Source organism: Acinetobacter sp. 24-47-62 (assembly GCF_056779765.1).
Genome location: NZ_JBWYIN010000008.1, coordinates 43,233 through 65,988, shown reverse-complemented (window position 1 = coordinate 65,988; position 22,756 = coordinate 43,233). Strand labels below are relative to the sequence as shown.

The following is a 22,756-nucleotide window of genomic DNA, read 5'->3' as shown; positions in this document are numbered from 1 at the left end:
ATTTTTTTAGAGAATGATTCGACAAAATTGAAAAAATTTGTTAAAAAAATTAGATCTATTCTCTATTTAAAAATAGAGCATTGTAGCAATATGAATTTTTAGTAAAGTCTTTTACTTTTTACTCTCTTCCACGGATTCAAAGGTGTAGTATGCCAGGCCCATTGGTCAGCCAAGCTAAGCAACAGCTAAAAGTCATCATCGACGCGTATTTATCTGAAAAGGACGTCGACAGAGTACTTGTGGCCTGCGATTATGCTGACATGGCGCATGATGGTATTACACGCAAAAGCGGTGAACCCTATATTCTGCATCCGATAGCCGTAAGTTGTATTCTGGCGCATATGCGCCTAGACCCAGAAACGTTGATGGCAGCACTACTGCACGATGTCATTGAAGATACCGACTTTAGCAAAGAAGACATTACTGAAAAATTTGGCAAAACAGTGGCTGAGCTGGTCGATGGTGTTACGAAATTAAGCCACTCTAGTGACAAAGAATATAATAAAGCAGCCTCATTCCGAAAAATCCTACAAGCCACATTACAAGATCCTCGTGTGATCATCATTAAACTTTCAGATCGTTACCATAATATGACGACTTTGGAAGCTTTAAGACCGGATAAACGTGCCCGTATTGCACAAGAAACTTTTGATATATTTGTGCCAATGGCGCGTTTGGTCGGCATGAATGAAATGGCTGACAATCTTGAACACCTCTGCTATCAAAATCTTGATTTAGATATGTTCAATGATGTACAAGATGCTTTGGCGCAAACCAAACCGCAACGCTGTAAGTACCAAGCCATTTGGGAAAAGCATTTGAGCGATCTCTTGGAAAACTCCAATATTCCTGGGCGGATTAAAAAGAAAAACAATAACATTGAATTATTACGCCACTTTGTTAAAAACGAAATTAACCTTCAAGAACTCACACATAGTCATGCGTTTGAAATCGTACTCCAGACCATTGCCGATTGCGATCGTTTAGTTGAGTTGTTAAAAGATAATTTCCAAGTTTTAAATTACCAAGATCATATCCGCCGCCCTCTTCCTGGTGGCAATCAATCCTTGATGCTTCGTTTGAAAGGCGAGAAAACCACGCTTTCGCTCACCATTCAAACTGAACTTATGCGTAAGGCTGCGCGATTTGGTGTGGTATTAGGTGAAAATGCTCCTCAAACATGCCGATCTGCCATTCAGGCATCTATGCAGAATTTGCATACCTTAGTCGGTGGCGACTGTGCAAAGACCACGTTTAATGATCTATTGGATTATCTACATCAAGAAAAAATATGGGTCTATACTCCTCAAGGTCACTTACATGAGTTACCACAAGGAGCTACAGCAGTAGATTTCGCCTACTCTGCAAGCTTGTTCTTAGGTAACCATGCCGTCGGCTGTAAAATTGATGGTGAAATCAAACCGCTTTCTACACCACTCTCAAGTGGTCAAGTCATTGAGGTGATTACCGATGTTCTCGCTTCACCCAACCCGGATTGGCTGAGCTTTATCAACACTCAAAAAGCCAGACGCTCTATTCAAAATATTTTGCGAGATCAAGATATTGATGAACAGCGCCTTGTCGGTCAACAAGCCTTAAATCGTGCATTAAAGTTATTTAATACCTCTATTCATGATCTAACCGATCAAAATTGGACTGAACTATTACAATGGCGCCATATTCCAAGCAAGAATCAACTTTTTGAACAAATTGCTGTAGGTGATTTGCTCCCACAACTTGTGGCGAACCATCTCTTTGCTCAAGATCATCATCAAGATCAAGCATCAAGTCGCCTGATCTTAGGTACTGATGGTGTAGATGTAAAATATGCCCATTGTTGTAATGCAGTGCTAGGCGACCCTATTCAGGGACATTTATCTCGCCGCGGTCTTATTGTTCACCGTGCTCGCTGTAAGAACCTTCTACACGAACAACAGTTACACCCTGAAAATATTATGCCGTTGCACTGGAAAGATGAAGGTGAATCAGAAATCAACTTCAATGCTTACTTGTGTATCGATCTATTATTAAGTGATGAGCAAATTTCACAACTGATTTATATCTGTCGTAAATCAAAAATCGGAATCGAGTCCGTTCGACAATACGAATCAAAAACCTATCTGAGTATTGTTGTTCATAGTCGTCAGCAAATTGCGCAAATCATTCGTGAACTCCGCATGCAATTTGGTTTTCCGCGTATTTCACGCATGTCAGCCCCTCTTGCCGTTGAAGAAGTCTCACAAGCCTGCTAAACAAATACAGATTAGAGCTTTCACCTATAGTGTTCATCCTTTATGATGAAGCTAGATTTGAATAATGGAGAAATAGATGTCCCGCCAAGTCATTCATACTGAAAATGCACCTGCTGCAATTGGTACTTACTCTCAAGCCATTCTTGTCGGCGATACACTTTATCTTTCAGGACAAATTGGATTAGATCCATATAGCATGGAATTGGTTGAGGGCATTGAAGCTCAAATTCGTCGTGTTTTTGATAATCTAAAAGCAGTTTGTGAAGCTGCTGGTGGTTCTTTAGCTGATATTGCCAAACTGAATATTTTCCTCACTGATTTATCTCACTTTCAATTGGTAAACCAAATTATGGGTGAATATTTCGCTCAGCCGTATCCAGCGCGTGCAGCATTAGGCGTTGCAAGTTTACCTAAAGGCGCACTGGTTGAAATGGATGGTGTTGTGATTATTTCTAAATAATTTCAATATCTTAAAAAATACCACCTATGAGGTGGTATTTTTTTATCTAGAAAATCGATGAATTAAACAGCATTTTTAAATGAATTTCATTGACAAACGATAATAATTATCAATAATATCAACTATCGCATTTATCCTTGTGGTTGAGCAGAAATGTACGTTTGTTTATGTCGTGGAATTACAGATCAAGATATTAAAGATGCTATGGCAAATGGCGCTGAATCTTATCGTGAAATTCGTGACTTGCTTGATCTAGGCACTTGTTGCGGACGCTGTGTTCCTGAAGCACGCAGTATTATTAATGAAGAACTTGCTGAAATAGCTGCCAGAATTTCAATCGCCGCTTAATTCAGAATGTGCTAAAAATAATAAGAACTCATTCTATAACTATAATTCAGATTTCCAATTTCTCCCCCCGCTTTGACTCAGCGGGGTTATTTTTTGAAAAAGTGTATTTGATTGCGATTTTCATTTGCTGTTCAATAAATTACTCGTCAGACTTTAGCAAGTTGGGTTAAGATAATCTCTATCGATAGCCTTCTATGATAGGCTGAATTTTGAGTTTGGAGCTAAGATCATGAAAGGCAACCGTGACGTTATTCATCAGTTAAATCAGGTGCTTTACCACCATCTTACAGCCATCAACCAATATTTTTTACACTCACGCATGTTTAATGATTGGGGCATCGAACAACTCGGTTCAGCGGAATATAAAGAATCTATCCGCCAAATGAAGCATGCAGATAAAATCATTGAACGCATTTTATTTTTAGAAGGTCTTCCAAATCTTCAACATCTGGGTAAGCTCTATATTGGTCAACACACCATTGAAGTGCTGCAATGCGATGTTCGGAAAGTAAAAGAAAATATTGAAACGATTCAAACTGCTGTGAAATTAGCAGAAGAACAACTCGATTATGTTACACGTGATTTAGTACAAGAGATTTTAGAAAAAGAAGAAGAGTATTTAGATTGGGCGACCACTCAACTCGATCTTGTCGATCAAGTTGGTGTAGAGAATTATATTCAAAGCCAAATTTAATGATTGAAATAAAAAAATCCCCTTTTGGGGATTTTTTTATTTCAATAACTCATCATACTCAATATGCTGCTTATGCAATATTTCTAAAATCCATAACTGATGCTTCGCTTCTTGCTCCTTCCCATTAAAAGCCAACACTTGTGCATACTTATGTAAATCATATTTTGATGCCAAGTTTGCAACCATTCGCTCTAGATCAGCAAGTTGTTGTTCTGTCATTTCAGTTTTAGGATCTAATCCGATCCACCACACGCGCTCTTTAAATTGGGTAATCAACCAAATTTGCTTTTGCATGGTGTGTTGTTGATCTACTGTTAAAGCTTCAGTCTTTGATGCGAGTACACTTTGCTCTTTATATAAAAAATAATCCCGTGTCGTAACTAAAGCCCCCACAATCGTGATAAGAGCAATCACTGCGAACACTCGACCATTCATTTTTACTGAAGGCAAATTTTTATATTGCGCCTGAATGATGCCCAGTAAGAAACCTGCTGGAAGTAGAAAATAAGCATAATGCAAAGGAAACTCTAACATGCCATGAATGAGGATTGCACATACCATTAATGTTGCAATGATCGAGATATTATCCTTCACCCCTTTATTGAGCCACAGTAGCCAAGCTGTAAAGTACAGAAGAATAAACCCACCTAAAATCAAACCATTCCAGACCAACAGATCTAGAATCATGTTGTGTGCACTTTTATACCAAAGTGAAACTTGGAAGGTATCGGTAATATAATATTGTGCTAAGCCTGTTTGATTCCATCCATATCCCCACCATGGTTGATGCAGAATCGCAGCTATCATTTGTTGCCACATATCAAGACGAATATCGCCCATACCTTGGACAGCACGGTTTGCTGCGGAACTTTGCACAACTAAAGCTGAATCACCAATAGAAAAGATCAACTGGTTGATCATCGTTAAATTCAGTGTTAAGAGTACAAATACACCTAACCAAAAAGCTAAATGAGTCAATGAAAATCGATTCTGTTTTTTGAATTGTTTGATTAACCAATAGATCACGATAAAAGCACAAACGATAATGCTTGTTCGGGATTGTGCTAAAACAATTCCCAATAAAATAACAAATGCGATTGGTATAAGATAAAGATTGGAAAGTAATCGTTTTTCAAATAGATAGAGCGAACTCAGTAGCCCTAAAAAAAGTAAAGTCCCTAAGTTATTGGGTTGAGCTAAATTGGCGTAAGGTCTAGTTCCCTTTAGTGGATAAATGACATCGCCTAAAATCCAATTCAACTGGAGCCATTGAAGCATCGCGAATATAGCGGAAATGAAGCCAACGGAAATAAATGTTAAACAGGTAATTTTAAATACTTGTTCTCTATTTTTCTGCTCAAGGCAAAGTTGATACCCAGCAATGACCATCAATACAAAGAACAGAATATACGCAAAACTAAATAAAGCATTGCTGAAATAGATGTTCTGTCCAAAAATAAATTGAATGAGTGGAATACTTAAAAATGGCAATAAATAAAGCTGTGGTTTTGGTATGTTTAGTTTAAACTTTGCTAAGCCTAACAATAAAAATGATGCTGCAATAAAAGTTAATATTTCTGAGCCAAAAGTCGGCCAAGGAGAACGATGATAAGATATCAAATAAGAAAGTGCCACTAAAGCAACATTAATGTAATTCATTTCTTGAGTATTTAATAAAAAATTAATTTTAATACAAACTCTAAAAATTTACAGTAAAGACATCCTCTGATGAGGATGTCTTGGATTACATTAATTAATCTTCTTCTTCTTCTTCAACAACACCAATTGCTGGACAGTTATTAGCGAATTGTTGTGGTACATCTGTGTTACATGCCCATTTACCTGAAGCTTGATTGTATGTAAATACAACCTTTTTATCTCTTAGGTTTTTATTTACAGTGTCATTAAAGAAATATGAAACAGCGTATGCCTCTGTTGATCCATCCCATGCTGGTGCACCTTTGGTACCCTTAGCTGTAGCAATATCTCCATACTTACCATCTAATTGTATTCCTAATGCATTAGTTGTCGCAGTAGAAGCACCGATCGAAGTACCAAATGCAGCACCTTGATCAATTTTTTCTTGAGCAGCAGTTTTTACACCATTTAAAAGTGTTTGTGATTCAGCAAATTGTGATCGAGCAATGTAATTTTGATATTGAGGAATCGCAATCGCAGCAAGAATACCGATAATTGCAACAACAATCATTAACTCGATTAAAGTAAAACCTTTTTGAGCGTTCATAACATCTCTCCTAATTTTTTAAGTTCAAAGTTAACAACCTATCCCCAAAATAGATTTTGTTGTTGCTAACTAACTGATGCTATTTTCGGATAACGATTCAAGGTTGCCAATAAATATTTTTCAAATTTATTTTTAATGTTAATTTATGTAAAAAAGTGACATTTTTTGTCACTTTTCTTAAATCAATTTAAAATAATTGGCTGATTACTGAGCTCATTTTCCAAATTTTGCACTTTATCATCGTAAAAACGATTCAAAATTCCCCCAACTTCCATTACGCCAACAATAACACCCTGTTTATAATTTTTATTTTTTAGCTCATTAATCATGTGATCACAGATTGCTTGCCAATCTTGTTGCGTTGTTGCCTTTTGAATTCCACGATCAATCACAATTTCAACTTTCTGCTCACATAGATTTAAATATATCAGTACACCACTATTAAATTCTGTATCCCATACACCTAATTCAGCAAAAAGTTGTTCGGCGCGCTGACGAGTATTCATTGAATAAGCCAAGGCACATGGAATATATCCCTCTATGACCACTTGGATCTCTCCAACATGACCTTGCTCCGCTTGTTTCACTGCCTCTGCAATCGCATTTTGATCCATTTTGGAAAAATAACGTTTAGACGCAGGCAAATAACAAAAGTGCCTAATCCAGCGCTTGAAGCTCGGTTGAGATGCTTGTTGCAACTTAGGTTCAGTGATAATTTCTGTCGTTTCAGTTTTTGTTACCATGAGCCTGACGCACCTCCCCCACCAAAGCCACCACCACCACCACTAAATCCACCACCGCCAAATCCGCCTCGACCGCCACCGCCGCCGCGTCCTCCGCCAGATAAAAATGCTTGGAAAATCAACTGTGCGATTGATGTAAATAATAAAAAGAAAATTCCAATACCCACAATTAAGCTGATTAAAATCCCTGAACCATAAATCATACTCGCAGCAAAAGCAGTAACACCCGCGACCGAAGCACTTAAACGATTACCAATAATAAAAGAACCAATCACACCAGCGATTAAAATAAATAATACCGTGTTAAATGTCTTTTCCTTTGCATATTGCACTTTTAAGGCTTGTTCTTGTCTAAGTTTCAGTTCTTCAGCAGCTTGCTGGGCAATTTCCGGATCAAGGTTAACGATTCGTTCAATTTCTCTGACCCCTGCAATTAAACCCTGTCCAAATTGATTGACTTTAAAATAAGGGGTGATTTGTTCGCGAATGATTCGACTCGCAACGATATCTGGAATCACACCTTCCAATCCATAACCTGTTGCGATATGTAATCTTCGATCATTAATCGCCACTGCGATTAATAAACCATTATCTTGTTGAGCAGAACCTAACCCCCAAGTCTGTGCAGTCCGCATTGCAAAATCAAAGATACCTTCCTGACCAGTTGTCGGAACAATGACGATCCCAATTTGAGCCTTACCCTCATTATATAGACCGCGAATTATTGTATCGAGTTCTGACTTTTCTTGAGGAGAAAGTATATTCGCCTGATCTATCACAGGTTCATTTAATGTAGGAAGTTGACGTTGTGAGTCTCCTTCCTGCATATCATTTGAAACAGTAACAGGAGATACTGATGTTGGTTTATTTTGCTGAGCACTTGATGATGGATTTGTTGAGTTGGGTTGAATCACTTTTCCCAGCACAATCGTGTCAGACTCATGATCTACTGCTGTTGCAGTTTCTGCATGAACTGTTTGCAATGTACAGGTCATCACAAAGACAAATAGCCATGAAATCAATTTCATACTGTTGTGTCTAAGATGCTGAGTTCTTATGCTCATATTCATCAACTTCAAATCTTTGATTTAATCAAAAGAAACATTCGGTGCCTTTTGTGCACTCGCTTCAGCACTAAAGTTTTCTTTTGCATCCATGCCAATTACTTTCGCAGTTACGACTTGTGGGAATTGACGAACATAGGTGTTGTAATCTTGGACGGTAGAAATATAGCGATTACGCGCAACTGCTATACGGTTTTCTGTACCCTCTAATTGTACCTGCAAATCACGGAATTGCTCATTCGCTTTAAGATCTGGATAGTTTTCAGTCACTGCCAGCAAACGTGATAATGCACTTGTCATTTGCGATTGCGCTTCTTGATAACGCTTGAATAGTTCAGGATTTTCAAGAACCTCTTTATCAACTTTGAGCCCTGCAACATTTGCACGTGCCTCTGTGACTTCAGTTAAAACTTGTTCTTCATGTTTTGCATATCCTTTAACTACATTCACCAAATTCGGAACAAGGTCTGCTCGACGCTGGTATTGGTTTTGTACCTCAGACCATGATGCAGTTACCGCTTCATCTTTCGCTTGAAGTGTATTGTACCCACAACCTGTGAAAAGCAAGGAACTTGATAATGCGAGCACAACAGCTGATTTTTTTAAAATTTGCATGACATCAACCTCATTATTTATTTGTATTTGTTTAATTAAAAATATTGTATACGCAAATTCAAAATTGAATGTAGCATTTATTTTATGGCTTTAATTTATATAAAAACATTAAGATAAAAAAAGCCACCCTAAGGTGGCTTTTTGTTTGAAATTACTCTTCGTCTTTTTTATCGTCAGCTGGAGGTAAGTCCTTCACAGCTTCAGCAATTAGACCAAACATGTAGTTTCCGTATGCATTAGTTTTATCATAATGGAAACGTAAACGAGGTGTGATACGTGTCTTAATACGACGACTCAGCTCATGGCGCAGAAAACCTGATGCTTTATTTAAAACATCTAGAGTATCTTTATTTGCTGCTTCACTTTGCTCATCACCAAGTTCACGCCCCATGACCGTGACATAAACTTCAGCATAGCCTAAATCTGGGCTCACTTTCACCGCTGAGATGGTCACAAGACCACCTAAGCGTGGATCTTTCAGCTCCTGACGGATGAGTTCAGACAATTCACGCTGAACCGTGTCCGCCATACGCTTAAGACGTTGACTACCCGCCATTAAAGACTCCGTTTAATTAATTGAACATCATAGACTTCGATTTTATCGAGCACTTTGATGTCTTTATAGCCTTTGACTGCAAGACCACATTCCATACCAGCACGAACTTCTTCAACCACTTCTTTATAACGGCGAAGTGATTCAAGTTCACCTTGGAACACGACCACGTCATCACGAAGGACACGAATTGGTTTGTTACGGTGTAATAAGCCTTCAAGAACCATACAACCTGCTGCAGCACCAAACTTACTCGAGTGGAATACTTCACGCACTTCAGCCACACCAAGAATTGTTTCACGATGTTCTGGTGCAAGCTTACCACTCATTGCATCTTTCACATCATCAATCAATTGGTAAATGATTGAGTAGTAACGGATGTCGATACCATCTGCGTCAGCTTTTTGGCGCGCTGTATTATCTGCACGAACGTTAAAGCCTAATAAGAATGCTTCTGAAGATTCTGCAAGTGTGACATCAGACTCAGTAATCGCACCAACACCTGAACCAATGACACGCACTTTCACTTCATCAGTTGAAAGTTCAGCCAATGCAACATGAAGCGCTTCCAATGTACCGCGAACATCTGTCTTCAGAACAACATTCACAATCGGCACATCTTTTTTGCCCATAGAAGCCATTAAGTTTTCAAGACGCATTGCAGATTGACGCTCTAAACGTTTTTGACGTTCACGATCCATACGCGCATCAGCCACTTCACGTGCTTTCTTCTCATCATTTACAACAAGAACTTCGTCACCAGCCATTGGCGCTTCTGGAAGACCTAAGATTTCAACTGGAATCGATGGACCTGCAGACTTAATACGTTGACCATTTTCATCAGTCATCGCACGTACACGACCGTAAGATGCACCAGCTAGAACAAGGTCACCTACTTTTAATGTACCATTTTGAACAAGAATCGAAGTAACCGCACCACGGCCTTTATCAACACGTGCTTCGATTACAACACCTTGAGCCGCACCTTCTTCAGAAGCTTTAAGCTCTAGAAGTTCAGATTGAATTAAGATCAAGTCAAGAAGTTCATCAATACCTGCACCCGTGTGCGCAGAAACCATTGCGACAGGTACATCACCACCCCATTGCTCAGGCACGATTTCTTTAGTTGTCAATTCGTTCAATACGCGATCTGGATCAGCAGATTCTTTATCCATCTTGTTGATTGCAACAATGATTGGCGTACCTGCTGCACGAGCATGGTCAATCGCTTCCGCTGTTTGTGGCATAACACCATCATCAGCTGCGACCACCAATACAACGATATCAGTTGCTTTCGCACCACGTGAACGCATCGCAGTAAATGCTGCGTGTCCCGGAGTATCTAAGAAAGTGATAATACCTTTATCCGTTGTAACGTGATAAGCACCGATATGCTGTGTAATACCGCCCGCTTCACCTTGCGCTACTTTCGCACGACGAATACGATCAAGAAGCGATGTCTTACCATGGTCAACGTGACCCATGATAGTAACTACTGGTGGACGCGTTGTTTGTGCACCACGTGCTTCTTCAGCCGCTTCAAGCAAGTTATCTTCCGCTTGAGTATCTGATACTAGAACTGGGTTATGACCCATTTCTTCAACCACTAGAACTGCTGTATCTTGGTCGATTGATTGGTTTTGAGTGACAAGCTCACCCATTTTCATGAGTGTTTTAATTACTTCACGAACCTTAATCGCCATTTTTGCAGCAAGGTCAGCAACAACAATAGTTGCACCGATTTCAACATCATAAACTTGCTTTTTAACTGGTTTCTCGAAACCATGTTTATTAGCTTGGCTTGATTTCAAACCACGTTTATGAGAGTTGTCACGGAAAGATTGCTCTTCTTGACCACGACGACCACCTTTCTTAGGAGAACGTGCACCTGGTGTGTTATTACCACGCTTTATGTCACGGTCTTCTTTCGCGAATGAATCTTCGTATGCTTGACCAACAAGACCAGCAGCCAATGGAGAATCATCGACCACACGAATCGTTGCAGTTGCATCTTCATTAGAGTACTTAGAAGCCATCTGACGCATTTGTTCAAGCGTACGTTGTTGAGCTTCTTCAGCTGCTTTACGACGTGCTGCTTCTTCGACTGCTTTTAATTTAGCAGCTTCAGCTTCACGTGCTTTTTTCTGTTCTGCAGTTTCAGTTGGCTTAGTTGCTTGTTTAACAATCGGTTTATTTGTTGACTTGCGCTTAACCACAACCGCAGCTTTAGCAACTTCTTGCTTCTCACTCGATTGTTTCGCTGCAGCACGCATTGCATCTAAGTTCGCTTTCGCTTTACTTACTGCAGGTTGCGCTTTCTCCTCAGCTTGAGCTGGTTTAACTTCAACTTTTTGCTGTGCCTTTGCTTCAGTTTCAGCTTTTGCTTTTGCCAATGCTTCAGCTTTAATTTGTTCAGGATCTGGCTTAGTGAACGTATGCTTCTTACGAACTTCTACGTTAATAGTTTTAGCTTTACCTGATGTACTTGCTACTTTTGCAGTACTCGTAGTTTTACGTTTCAACGTGATTTTTCCTGCGCTGCCGCTGTCTTGCCCATGCGCTTTTTTCAAATGAGCGACTAAACGGTCTTGCTGTTCTACTGAGATTGTGTCTTCTGCCTTAGATTGAGGCAACCCAGCATCTCGCACCTGATCTAATAGTTTTTCAACTGGAAGACCTACGCTGACTGCTAACTCTTTAATTGACTTATCCGTCATGTATGACCTCCTCGTTAATTAAACCATGATTCACGTGCTTTCATGATCAATTGACCTGCTTTCTCAGCACCTAAACCTTCGATATCAGAGATATCATCAGTTGCCTGATCTGCTAAATCATCTACTGTGATTACACCGCGAGCCGCTAATGCATAAGCAAGCTCTGAACTCATTCCTTCCATCGCTAGAAGCTCTTCGCTCGGTTCTTGAATATTTTCTTGCTCTTTCAGTGCATCTGCTAATGCAACTTCTTTCGCACGGCTTTGTAAAAGCTCAACCGTTTCTGCATCTAATTCGATTTCATCAAATGTTTCAGCTGGAACGTAAGCAATCTCTTCAAGTGAAGTAAAGCCCATTTCTACCAATGCCATCGCAAGGTCTTCTTCAATATCAAGACGACCTACAAACATATCGAGATATTGCTGTGCTTCATTTTGTTGACGAGCACGGTACTCTTCTTCAAGCATCATATTGAGCTTGTAACCAGTTAACTCAGAAGCTAAACGTACGTTTTGACCTTGAGAACCAATTGCACGCGCCAATTGATCGCTTGTAGCAAAAATAATATCTGCTGTGCGTTCTTCTTCATCAATCACAATACCCGATACATCTGCTGGCTCTAAAGCACTTGCGATATATTGAGCTGGATCATCTGACCAAACTACAACATCAATACGCTCACCATTTAATTCTTGCTGTACAGCTTGGATACGTGTTCCACGCATACCAATACATGCACCAACTGGATCAATACGATGATCGTTCGTTTTCACTGCAATTTTAGCACGAACACCCGGTTGACGTGCAGCAGCTTTAATTTCGATGATTTCTTCAGAAATTTCTGGAATTTCTTTTTTCATCAATGCCATTAACATTTCTGGCTTAGCACGAGAAAGTTGTAGCTGCGCACCACGACCTTCACGGTTTACGTTAAATAAAATCGCATTTACACGTTGTTTAGGACGTAAAATTTCTTTTGCGATCATTTCTTCACGTGCAAGATATGCTTCCGCATTCTCACCGAGGTCAATGATGAAACCATCTTTAGTTTGTTTCTTTACTTCACCGTAAATTAACTCACCAACTTTAGATTCATATGCATCTGCAATAAGCGCACGTTCAGCTTCACGAATTTTCTGAACAATAACTTGCTTCGCAATTTGAGCTGCAATACGACCAAATTCAATTGATTCTACTTCAAGCTCACGTACATCACCGATTGACCATATCGCTGGGTCCACATCAGAAATCGCGTCTTGGCATGCAGGCATTTCATGATCTTCATCTGCTACTACAGTCCATTGACGGAAAGTACGGTATTCACCAGTCTTACGATCGATTTCAACGCGCAACTGTGCTTCTTCAGAATTTGTGCCTTCGTAGAATTTTTTCTTCGTTGCAGCAACTAGAGCTTGCTCGAGCGCTTCGAAAATCGCTTCACGACTAACACCTTTTTCATTACTAACCGTCTCAGCAACGGTAAGAATTTCACGGCCCATAAGTCACCTACTATTCAAATTCTTTTAGTTAAGATTAATTTAGTCTTGGTAGATCAAGTTGGCCTTATCGATATTGTGACTATCGATCTCGAGCACTTGTTGCTTTTCAACTTCAACTTGGATCATTTCATTTTCTACATCTACAGCAACCAGTTTCGCTTGGAATTTACGGCGGTTATCCACTGCAGAAATCAAACGTAAAGCAACTTGTTGACCAATATATGCTTGCATCTGTTCAAGTTTAAAGAAAGTGCGATCCCAACCTGGTGATGAAACTTCTAATGCGTATTCACCAGAAATTGGATCATGAACATCGAGGATTGCACCAACTTGTTGGGTAACACGTACACAATCTTGCACACCCACACCACGACCAAGATCAATTTCACCGTCTTCGGAAATAACAGGTTCTTTGTTTGGATCTTCAGGCTTGTCAATGTAGATACGTACTAGCGAACGCTTACCCTGAGGTGTAAATTCTAAACCCCATAGTTCAACATCGCACGCCTCAACAGCGGGTGCGATCAGTTCATACAATGCTTGGGTTTTATTTGATAACTTCATTTACTCTCGTCATTTATGTGCGATTCAATCGGCCAACAGACCGACACAGACTAACTATAGTGATAGCATGATTATTTGACCAATTGATGTCCACACTACACGATAGATAACAAAAAAGGGCGCATTCGCCCCCATTATTGCACAGAAAAGCAATGCCCACTGTGCAAAAAGGCCCACCTAGTTGTGAGCCTCTTTAGAAACTTGGTAGCGGGAGCTGGATTTGAACCAACGACCTTCGGGTTATGAGCCCGACGAGCTACCAGACTGCTCCATCCCGCATCAACGTGCAAAATTATATCTAAATTTGAATCATTTTTCAATCAGAAAAACTTTCTAATTAGACTTGATTAAGTTGCACCTTAATCAAAAGTGGTAGCGGGAGCTGGATTTGAACCAACGACCTTCGGGTTATGAGCCCGACGAGCTACCAGACTGCTCCATCCCGCATCAACGTGCAAAAAGTATATCTCAACTCAAACTTTGTTTAAGTTGCCTATCTTAAGTTTGCATCTTAATTATAGGATTGATTGGTAGCGGGAGCTGGATTTGAACCAACGACCTTCGGGTTATGAGCCCGACGAGCTACCAGACTGCTCCATCCCGCATCAACAGATTTTGCTGCAAACACCAACTTAAACTTCTGGATTATAAGTTGGTGCGGAAGGGGGGACTTGAACCCCCACGCCCGAAAGCACTACCACCTCAAGGTAGCGTGTCTACCAATTCCACCACCACCGCAGCTGTGACGCATTCTAGTGGTTTCAATGAAAAATTGAAAGCGAAATATTCAATTATTCAGCTGGTTTTGGTGCAGTTGATGAAGTTTCAGGCGATTTTTGATCAACTTGCTCAGTTGTGTTAATCGTTTTCAAACCATAAGCATCTGTCGTTTGCTGCTTCGCAAAGTAAGCCAAGCTAATACTTGTGATAAAGAATAAAGCAGTAAGTATCCCGGTTAAACGAGTTAAGAAGTTACCAGAACCAGAAGCGCCGAATACAGTCGCTGCACCGCCACCGCCAAAAGACGCACCTGCATCTGCACCTTTACCATGCTGTACTAGAATTAAAATAATCATCAATAACGCTAAAATGATGTGTAGCACCAGTACAAAAGATTGCATGATGAACTCCTAATTATTTTGATTGGGCAAATGCTTGCGCAATTTGAACAAATGATTCTGCATTGAGTGATGCACCGCCTACGAGGGCACCATTGATATCAGGGCATGCTGCCAATTCAACAGCATTCTCAGGTTTTACACTACCACCATAAAGAATTGCTATGTTTTGACCTTCAGGTGTAATTTGACTCAATCCTTCACGAATTTTAGCATGCATTGCTTGTGCATCATCCGGGGAAGCTGTTTTACCAGTTCCAATTGCCCAAATTGGCTCGTAGGCGACGGTAATATGCACCCATTGCTCTGGATTCACAACACCTGCAATGTCACAAATTTGTTGTAACACCACTTGCTCAGCTTGCCCACTTTCACGCTGTTCAAGGCTTTCACCCACACAATAGATGATATGTAAGTTAGCAGCTAAAGCATTTTTTATTTTTTCATTAAGAATCGCAGGTGTGTCATTAAATATTTCACGACGTTCAGAATGTCCAATTAATACATAATCGACTTGGCTATCCTTTAAAAGATCTGCGCTAACTTCACCTGTAAATGCACCAGTACCCGCAATACGTGATACATCTTGAGCGACCACAAACACTTCATGAGCATCTGTTGCAAGTTCATTTTTTACTTGGAGTAAAGCCAATAAAGTTGGCGCAACACCAATTTTACAAACATCATGGGCGATTGAAGCTTGCTCAAGCTGTTGTTTCAAATCAGCTAAAAGCTGTTGCGTGTTAGCCTGCATTGGGTTCATTTTCCAATTGCCTACAACCCACGGAGTAATTGTCGAACCCGACATAGATCTAACCTTCTATCAAAAATGCGCACATTCTACACGGATTTTAAAAAATTAACGTAAAAATTCAATGGATACAGATTCAGCACCTAGAATTCTTTAAAAAAAGACAACATAAGACACAATACCCAACAGAATAAGTGAAAAAATTCAATTTTTTCATAGTTTTCGGATAATATTAATGATTTTAAGTATAGAATTTTCTACTTATAACCGTATAATTTTAATATTCGAATTATAAAATGAATTTAAGGCGTATTGGGGATGACTTTAGATCAAAGTGGGCCAAAATTTTCTGGGTTAAGTCGTCGTTTGGTTGATGAAGGCATTTTGACCTCCCAGCAAATGCAAAATGCTATTATTAATTCAAAAAAATCTCATCAAAAATTAGTACCTTACCTCGTTGAACATCTCAAAATACGAGCAAATACGATTGCTGAAATGGTTGCTCAAGAGTTTGGGGAGCCATTGTTCGATTTAGATGCATATAATGTTGAGTTACTACCCAAAGATATCGTTGCAGAAAATCTTGTTACAAAACATTTAATCTTACCTTTATATCAACGAGGTATATCTTTATTTGTAGCGACGAGTGATCCTACAGATATCGAAGCATTGGAAGCAATTCGATTTAATAGTAAATTAAACGTCGTTCCTATTACTGTAGAACATAATAAACTTGAAAAACTGATCGAAAAGCATTTTTCTGAAAATGAGAATTTCAATTTCGGTGATGAAGATCTTGACGTTAACGTGGTCGAGAACGATACACCGCAAAATAATAACGATGATGGTCCTTCAGGTGATGATTCCCCGATTGTTAAGTACATCAACAAGCTTTTGGTTGACGCCATTCGCATGGGTGCATCAGATTTACACTTCGAACCTTATGAAAAAACGTACCGAGTTCGATACCGCGTTGATGGTGTTTTAAGAACTATTGCAAATCCACCATTGCAACTCGCGAATCGATTAGCTTCACGCTTGAAAGTTATGTCTCAAATGGATATTTCAGAAAAGCGTATTCCGCAAGATGGCCGTATTAAGCTTAAATTATCTCGTACTAAAGCGATTGATTTTCGTGTTAACTCATTACCAACCCTATTTGGCGAAAAAATCGTATTACGTATTTTGGATCCGTCTAGTGCAATGCTCGGTATTGATGCATTAGGTTATGAAGAAGATCAGAAAGCTTTATTCCTTGAGGCACTTGAGAAGCCTCAAGGCATGTTACTGATTACGGGTCCAACAGGTTCTGGTAAAACAGTATCGCTTTATACAGGATTGAATATTTTAAATACTGAAAATGCCAACATCTCTACAGCAGAAGATCCCGTAGAAATTAACTTAGAAGGCATTAATCAGGTCAACGTCAACTATAAAGTGGGCTTAAGCTTCTCAGTCGCATTGAAATCATTCCTGCGTCAAGATCCTGATATTATTATGGTCGGGGAGATTCGAGATCTCGAAACAGCTGAAATTGCAATTAAGGCAGCACAAACAGGCCACATGGTGATGTCTACACTTCATACCAATAGTGCTCCTGAAACCTTAACCCGGTTGCGCAATATGGGGGTTCCCTCTTTTAATATTGCAACTTCGGTGAATCTCGTCATTGCTCAACGACTTGCTAGACGACTGTGTGTACACTGTAAAGTACCTGCTGATATTCCTAAACCAAGTTTGTTAGAAATGGGATTCACAGAACAGGATTTAGCAGATCCAGATTTTAAAATTTATCAACCTGTCGGTTGTCCTGAGTGCCGTGATGGTTATAAAGGACGTGTCGGTATTTATGAAGTCATGAAAGTGACACCTGAAATTTCGAAGATTATTATGGATGATGGCAATGCATTAGAGATTGCAGCTGCATCTGAAAGACTGGGGTTTAAGAATCTTCGACGTTCGGGCTTAATTAAGGTCATGAACGGACTCACTTCTTTACAAGAAGTGAATCGTGTGACCAGTGAATAATTAAAAATAAGGAAATCATTATGGCGGTGAAAAAAGCACAGATGATGCCAACGTTTGTATATGACGGCGTGGATCGCAAGGGTACCAAAGTTAAAGGTGAAATGCCTGCGCGTAATATTCAACTTGCAAAAGTCATGCTCCGCAAACAAGGCATTACGGTGCGTAGTATCCGCGAGAAGCGCAAGAATATTCTTGAAGGCTTAATGAAGAAGAAAGTGTCTACTTTGGACATCACCATCTTTACGCGTCAGCTTGCCACCATGATGAAAGCAGGTGTACCACTTGTTCAAAGCTTTGAAATTGTTGCAGAAGGCTTAGATAATCCTGCAATGCGTGAAGTGGTTTTGGGTATTAAAACTGAGGTCGAAGGTGGTAATACTTTTGCAGGTGCACTACGCAAATATCCTCAGCATTTTGATCATTTATTCTGCTCATTGGTAGAATCAGGTGAGCAATCAGGTGCGCTTGAAACCATGCTCGATCGAGTCGCGATTTATAAAGAAAAAAGTGAAGTTCTCAAACAAAAAATTAAAAAAGCGATGAAGTATCCAATTGCTGTCATTGTTGTTGCAATTATTGTGACCATTATTTTGATGGTCAAAGTGGTTCCTGTCTTCTCTGAGATGTTTAGCTCATTTGGCGCAGACTTACCTGCGTTCACGCAACTCGTAGTGGCAATGTCTGAGTGGGTGCAAAAATATTGGTTTATTTTAATTATCGGTATCGCGCTGACCATTATCGGCTTTATTGAAGCCAAAAAACGTAGTCAAAAATTTGCGGATGCATTAGATCGCACGGCTTTAAGGCTGCCTATTTTTGGTGATTTGGTTTATAAAGCAATTATCGCACGTTATAGCCGTACACTTTCAACCACATTTGCTGCCGGCGTCCCTTTAATCGATGCACTCCAATCAACAGCTGGTGCAACGAATAACGTGGTATATGAGCAAGCAGTTATGCGTATTCGTGACGACGTTGCGACTGGTCAACAACTTCATTTCGCTATGCGCTCGACCAATTTATTCCCATCTATGGCTGTGCAAATGGTAGCGATTGGTGAAGAATCGGGTTCACTCGATGCTATGCTAGATAAGGTTGCAACCCATTATGAAAGTGAAGTCGACAATGCTGTCGATGGCTTAACCTCCATGATGGAGCCTTTGATTATGGCCATTCTAGGTGTCTTGGTCGGCGGCTTAGTCATCGCAATGTATCTTCCAATCTTCCAAATGGGTTCTGTGGTGTAATGAACGAAATAATTGCGTATTTAATTCAATCGCCTACAGCACTCTATTTAACTGTAGGAATCATCAGCTTATGTGTCGGCAGTTTTTTAAATGTTGTCATTTACCGCACACCTAAAATGATGGAGCAAGAATGGCGTCAAGACTGTCAGATGTTTTTACATCCCGACCAAGCCATAATTGATGAAGATAAGCTCACGCTAAGTAAACCTGCATCGACCTGCCCGAAATGTAAAACACCTATTCGTTGGTATCAAAATATCCCCGTGATAAGTTGGTTATTTTTACGTGGAAAATGTGGTGAATGTGAAAATCCGATTGGCATTCGTTATCCACTGGTAGAAGTTTTGACTGCTGTTTGCTCATTAGTGGTCGTCGCGGTATTTGGTCCAAGCCTACAAATGCTTTTTGGCTTAATTTTAACGTGGACACTGATCGCACTCACATTCATCGACTTCGATACACAACTTTTACCCGATCGATATACTCTCCCCTTGGCTGCACTTGGTTTAGCGATAAATAGCTATGCACTCTACACCTCACCTACCTCCGCCATTTGGGGTTATTTGATTGGTTTCCTCTGTTTATGGGTGGTGTACTATCTATTTAAAATCGTGACAGGCAAAGAAGGAATGGGATATGGCGACTTCAAATTACTGGCCGCGCTTGGTGCATGGATGGGTCCATTTTTATTACCGCTCATTGTCCTACTTTCATCCTTAGTCGGTGCAATCATCGGCATCATTTTGATGAAAGTCAAAAAAGAAAATCAGCCCTTTGCTTTTGGACCTTATATTGCGATTGCTGGATGGATTGCATTCTTATGGGGTAACGAAATTATGAAGGTTTATTTAGGCGGTTAAGCTAAAATAAGCCCCATTATGATAATTACAAGGTTTTTTACATGCGCTTTATTTTGGGCTTAACAGGTGGTATTGGAAGTGGAAAAACTGCTGCAAGTCAGTGGTTTGAAACACAAGGTATTACTGTTGTTGATGCAGATATCGTAGCACGTGAAGTGGTTGAAATTGGAAAACCTGCACTACAAAAAATTAAAGATCATTTTGGGGATTGGGTGCTATTGGAAGATGGCGCACTCGACCGCAGAGCGTTAAGAGATCATATTTTTAAACATCCTGAAGCTAGAAAGATATTAGAAAATATTACGCATCCTGCAATTCGCCTATCGATTATTGAACAACTACAATGGGCGACCAGTCCTTATGCCATTTTAGTTTCCCCACTCTTATTTGAAACCAATCAACACCAACTTACTCAACGTACTTTACTAATCGATGCATCCACAGAATTACAAATCTTGCGTGCTTCGCAACGTGATCATCAAGACATTGAGCAAATTAAAAAAATAATGAGTGCGCAAATGTCTCGTGAAGAAAAATTAAAACGTGCAGACGATGTTGTTATTAATGATGGTGAACTTGATCATCTCTATCAACAACTCGCAGTAAAACACCAATATTATCTTAGTCTTGCACAACAAGCTTAGATTAAAAAAAGCAGTCTAAGAAGACTGCTTTTTTTGTTGCTCAAGTTTTTGGCTTAGTGCATCTTGGCGACCCAGCCATCGCCATGGTTGTAATGCGCCTATCGCCATACCCAATAACCCAAATAACATCGCAATACTTAAAGGTTCATTTAACAAAGGCACTGCCAAAATTGCAGCTAAAAAAGGTGCTAAATTGGTAATGCTCCCTGCTTTAAAAGCCCCGAGTCTTTTAATCGCTTCCACATAAGTTAAAGTTGCAATAATGACCACAAATATGCCATGAAATATTGTTTGAAACATTAAATGCTGAGGCTCAGGAGTATTAAGATCTTTGGGTAAAAATAACACATAAATGGGTACATAAATCACGGCTGACCAGATGGCAACCCCACACATCGCCTGCCATGCACTCAGTTGGAATTTACGCAGTAATACGGTAAATATTGCCCAAAAAATGGCGCTCAAGAAGAATAATCCATCACCAGCACCAAAAGGAATGCCTGATTCACGATACATCAGGAGACTCATAATACCGAGCACGGTGATCATAATGAGCAAACTTGCCCATGTATGACGATCAAAAGCCTGCTTCATCAATATAAAAGCCACGATGGCAGTACAAATAGGAATACAACCATTGAGAAAAATTGCAGCATGCGCAGTCGGTGCATAGTGAAATGCGCTATAAGCCAACAAACAATAGATCACACCACCAATCATTGCCAAAATAAATGGTTCTTTTTTAAGTAAAAAAGAGGCTTCTCTACGATAAAGTAAAATCGGCATTAAGATCAAAAAAGCCAGTGAAAAACGCAGTGCCACAATGTCCCACGTATTGATGTGCCATAGCGCATTTAATCGTGCAGTGAGGGTAAATCCCCCCCAGATGCACATGGTAGTAATAAGAAAAAAATAGCCTTGGGCTCGATCTGAAAGTGCCATCTCAAATTAGGCTTGACGTTGTCTACACGCTTCGTAAAGTGCCATGCCTGTCGCCACACTCACATTCAAACTTTGTAAATTGCCACTCATTGGAATATAAACTTTGTGATCGCATTGCGCCTGAGTAATCGGTCTTAAACCAGTATCTTCAGCACCCATAATCACTGCGACAGGACCAGTCAAATCACATTCGTGAATAGGTAGAGCATGCTCATCTAGCATCGTGCCAATCACTCGAACATTAAAATCATGTTTGATTTTAGCTAAAGTACGAGCCAAATTCGTCACTTGGATAAATTTAACTTTCTCTGCACCACCAGCAGCAACCTTACGAGCCGTTGGTGTTAAGCTCGCAGAACGATCACGAGGAACAACAACCGCGTGTACGCCCATGGCTGCCGCAGTTCGAATACACGCACCCAAATTATGCGGGTCCGTCACTTGGTCAAGCGCCAGTAAAAAAACATTGTCTGTACTTTTGATTAATTGCTCAAGATCATTTTCATTCAGCGTTGGATGAGGACGAACTGCAGCAACGACACCTTGATGAAAAGGTTGTCCAGCCAGTTTTTCAAGGCTGTCTCGGCTCGCTTTTTGAATACTAATTCCGAAAGGTTCAGCCAACTCAAAAATACGTTTTAAACGTTGATCTTCACGACCTTTTAGTGCAAATAGAGTCAAAACGCGTTCAGGTTCTAACTCCAACAATGACTCCACAGAATGAACGCCATAATAATATTCGGGTTTAGCCATGAACGACCTCAACTCACTAAGACAATACAATAATATAGAAAAGAAAAATCCCGCAAAGCCAACTTTACAGGATTTTATATAGCGAATAGTTTAACCGATTTGACCATTGAATGTTGGTCAAATTTTTTTTGGGTAATTAGCCTTCGAAATGACAAACGTAGTCTAATACGTCATCTGTTTCGATTTTGAAACGGCTCTCACCAGGCACATAAAACGACTGCCCTGCACGGAAAAGCTCATGTTCTTCATTGTCTGCAATTGTGACACGACATTCACCAGAAATAATTTCCATACGCTCTGGTACATGTGTTTCAAAAGTAAGCGGTTGTTCCGTCGGTAGAATAACCCCAAGTGTTTTTTTCGTACCGTCTTCAAATTGAACAGTGTGGCTAATACACGTCCCGCCAAAATAAACATTTGATTTTTTTACAACAGATACATGATCAAATTGTGATGACATGCGTATTCTCCAAATAATGCGCATTTTATAAATTTTAATTGCCGTAGTTTAATTGCGCTCGAGCAACTAATCAATCAGTGTTTTGCAATGGTTTTTATAAGCAACGTTTGTTCCCTATTGATGAAATTTAAAGATTTTTTTGATTTCTTCTATATATCTTTTGTACACAGGTAAAAGAATATATTCAGTCACTAGTAAT

The 22,756-nt window shown here is 39.8% G+C and carries 22 protein-coding genes, 4 tRNA genes and 1 pseudogene; 8 read left to right on the top strand and 19 right to left on the bottom strand.

The features are described from left to right. Nucleotides 1-149 precede the first annotated feature (149 nt). The 4 genes from AC1M87_RS07700 (at nt 150) to bfr (ending at nt 3,754) form a co-directional block, all read left to right on the top strand. Nucleotides 150-2,252: a RelA/SpoT family protein gene (locus AC1M87_RS07700; protein WP_481593371.1), complete on the top strand. Its 2,103-nt coding sequence runs from the start codon at nt 150-152 to the stop codon at nt 2,250-2,252. 76 nt (nt 2,253-2,328) lie between these two features. Continuing rightward, entirely contained in the window at nt 2,329-2,712 is a 384-nt protein-coding gene (locus tag AC1M87_RS07695) for a RidA family protein (RefSeq protein WP_035264336.1), read from the top strand. A gap of 153 nt (nt 2,713-2,865) precedes the next feature. Beyond that, entirely contained in the window at nt 2,866-3,060 is a 195-nt protein-coding gene (locus AC1M87_RS07690; RefSeq protein WP_035264349.1) for a bacterioferritin-associated ferredoxin, read from the top strand. Between the two features lie 229 nt (nt 3,061-3,289). After that, entirely contained in the window at nt 3,290-3,754 is a 465-nt protein-coding gene (gene bfr / locus AC1M87_RS07685; protein ID WP_035264352.1) for a heteropolymeric bacterioferritin subunit Bfr, read from the top strand. Nucleotides 3,755-3,790: 36 nt separating this feature from the next. Here bfr and AC1M87_RS07680 read toward each other — a convergent pair whose 3' ends face one another. The 16 genes and pseudogenes from AC1M87_RS07680 to tpiA form a co-directional block, all read right to left on the bottom strand. Further along, nucleotides 3,791-5,413, bottom strand: coding sequence for a PglL family O-oligosaccharyltransferase (locus AC1M87_RS07680; protein ID WP_481593370.1), 1,623 nt, complete (start codon nt 5,411-5,413; stop codon nt 3,791-3,793). 94 nt (nt 5,414-5,507) lie between these two features. After that, nucleotides 5,508-5,900 (bottom strand): pilin, encoded by a 393-nt coding sequence (locus AC1M87_RS07675; RefSeq protein ID WP_481593413.1) that lies wholly within the window; start codon nt 5,898-5,900, stop codon nt 5,508-5,510. Then, a pseudogene (locus AC1M87_RS07670) lies at nt 5,885-5,999 on the bottom strand (prepilin-type N-terminal cleavage/methylation domain-containing protein); the annotation flags it as partial. The pseudogene AC1M87_RS07670 and the gene AC1M87_RS07675, both read right to left, overlap by 16 nt. A gap of 182 nt (nt 6,000-6,181) precedes the next feature. Further along, nucleotides 6,182-6,742: a TPM domain-containing protein gene (locus AC1M87_RS07665; RefSeq protein WP_481593369.1), complete on the bottom strand. Its 561-nt coding sequence runs from the start codon at nt 6,740-6,742 to the stop codon at nt 6,182-6,184. Further along, nucleotides 6,736-7,770, bottom strand: coding sequence for a TPM domain-containing protein (locus AC1M87_RS07660; protein WP_481593368.1), 1,035 nt, complete (start codon nt 7,768-7,770; stop codon nt 6,736-6,738). The genes AC1M87_RS07665 and AC1M87_RS07660 overlap by 7 nt, the downstream gene beginning before the upstream one ends. Nucleotides 7,771-7,830: 60 nt before the next feature. After that, nucleotides 7,831-8,421, bottom strand: a complete 591-nt coding sequence (locus tag AC1M87_RS07655; protein ID WP_092766659.1) for a LemA family protein — start codon at nt 8,419-8,421, stop codon at nt 7,831-7,833. A 151-nt stretch (nt 8,422-8,572) separates the two neighbouring features. After that, entirely contained in the window at nt 8,573-8,977 is a 405-nt protein-coding gene (locus AC1M87_RS07650; RefSeq protein ID WP_035266025.1) for a ribosome-binding factor A, read from the bottom strand. Continuing rightward, nucleotides 8,977-11,691: a translation initiation factor IF-2 gene (gene infB, locus AC1M87_RS07645; RefSeq protein ID WP_035266024.1), complete on the bottom strand. Its 2,715-nt coding sequence runs from the start codon at nt 11,689-11,691 to the stop codon at nt 8,977-8,979. The genes AC1M87_RS07650 and infB overlap by 1 nt, the downstream gene beginning before the upstream one ends. A 14-nt stretch (nt 11,692-11,705) precedes the next feature. Next, the gene (nusA, locus tag AC1M87_RS07640) at nt 11,706-13,190 is read right to left on the bottom strand and encodes a transcription termination factor NusA (protein ID WP_481593367.1); all 1,485 of its coding nucleotides are present in this window, start codon (nt 13,188-13,190) and stop codon (nt 11,706-11,708) included. Between the two features lie 39 nt (nt 13,191-13,229). Beyond that, the gene (gene rimP / locus AC1M87_RS07635; RefSeq protein ID WP_035266019.1) at nt 13,230-13,754 is read right to left on the bottom strand and encodes a ribosome maturation factor RimP; all 525 of its coding nucleotides are present in this window, start codon (nt 13,752-13,754) and stop codon (nt 13,230-13,232) included. Nucleotides 13,755-13,956: 202 nt separating this feature from the next. Next, nucleotides 13,957-14,033 (bottom strand) — tRNA-Met (locus tag AC1M87_RS07630). A gap of 91 nt (nt 14,034-14,124) precedes the next feature. Then, a tRNA-Met gene (locus AC1M87_RS07625) sits at nt 14,125-14,201 on the bottom strand. 81 nt (nt 14,202-14,282) lie between these two features. After that, nucleotides 14,283-14,359, bottom strand: a tRNA-Met gene (locus tag AC1M87_RS07620). Between the two features lie 48 nt (nt 14,360-14,407). Beyond that, nucleotides 14,408-14,492, bottom strand: a tRNA-Leu gene (locus tag AC1M87_RS07615). A gap of 53 nt (nt 14,493-14,545) precedes the next feature. Then, the gene (gene secG / locus AC1M87_RS07610) at nt 14,546-14,875 is read right to left on the bottom strand and encodes a preprotein translocase subunit SecG (RefSeq protein WP_035266018.1); all 330 of its coding nucleotides are present in this window, start codon (nt 14,873-14,875) and stop codon (nt 14,546-14,548) included. 13 nt (nt 14,876-14,888) lie between these two features. Then, nucleotides 14,889-15,680 (bottom strand): triose-phosphate isomerase, encoded by a 792-nt coding sequence (gene tpiA, locus AC1M87_RS07605; protein WP_035266016.1) that lies wholly within the window; start codon nt 15,678-15,680, stop codon nt 14,889-14,891. 261 nt (nt 15,681-15,941) lie between these two features. On the opposite strand from tpiA, the gene pilB reads away from it, so the two are divergent. Genes pilB through coaE form a run of 4 tightly spaced genes read left to right on the top strand, consistent with a single transcriptional unit; the run spans nt 15,942 to nt 20,402 of the window. After that, a complete protein-coding gene (gene pilB / locus AC1M87_RS07600) occupies nt 15,942-17,651 on the top strand; it encodes a type IV-A pilus assembly ATPase PilB (RefSeq protein ID WP_035266015.1) in 1,710 nt (569 codons plus the stop codon). A gap of 20 nt (nt 17,652-17,671) precedes the next feature. Next, entirely contained in the window at nt 17,672-18,898 is a 1,227-nt protein-coding gene (locus tag AC1M87_RS07595; protein ID WP_481593366.1) for a type II secretion system F family protein, read from the top strand. Next, nucleotides 18,898-19,758, top strand: coding sequence for a prepilin peptidase (locus tag AC1M87_RS07590; protein ID WP_481593365.1), 861 nt, complete (start codon nt 18,898-18,900; stop codon nt 19,756-19,758). Before AC1M87_RS07595 ends, AC1M87_RS07590 begins: the two co-directional genes overlap by 1 nt. Before the next feature lie 41 nt (nt 19,759-19,799). Beyond that, entirely contained in the window at nt 19,800-20,402 is a 603-nt protein-coding gene (gene coaE / locus AC1M87_RS07585; protein ID WP_481593364.1) for a dephospho-CoA kinase, read from the top strand. A gap of 15 nt (nt 20,403-20,417) precedes the next feature. On the opposite strand, the gene AC1M87_RS07580 is transcribed toward coaE, so the two are convergent. From AC1M87_RS07580 to ppnP, 3 genes are all read right to left on the bottom strand, one after another. Then, nucleotides 20,418-21,344, bottom strand: coding sequence for a DMT family transporter (locus AC1M87_RS07580; RefSeq protein ID WP_481593363.1), 927 nt, complete (start codon nt 21,342-21,344; stop codon nt 20,418-20,420). 6 nt (nt 21,345-21,350) lie between these two features. Continuing rightward, the gene (rlmB, locus tag AC1M87_RS07575; RefSeq protein ID WP_481593362.1) at nt 21,351-22,097 is read right to left on the bottom strand and encodes a 23S rRNA (guanosine(2251)-2'-O)-methyltransferase RlmB; all 747 of its coding nucleotides are present in this window, start codon (nt 22,095-22,097) and stop codon (nt 21,351-21,353) included. Between the two features lie 136 nt (nt 22,098-22,233). Then, on the bottom strand, nt 22,234-22,557 hold the full coding sequence (gene ppnP / locus AC1M87_RS07570) for a pyrimidine/purine nucleoside phosphorylase (RefSeq protein ID WP_092766653.1): 324 nt from the start codon (nt 22,555-22,557) through the stop codon (nt 22,234-22,236). Nucleotides 22,558-22,756 lie beyond the last annotated feature (199 nt).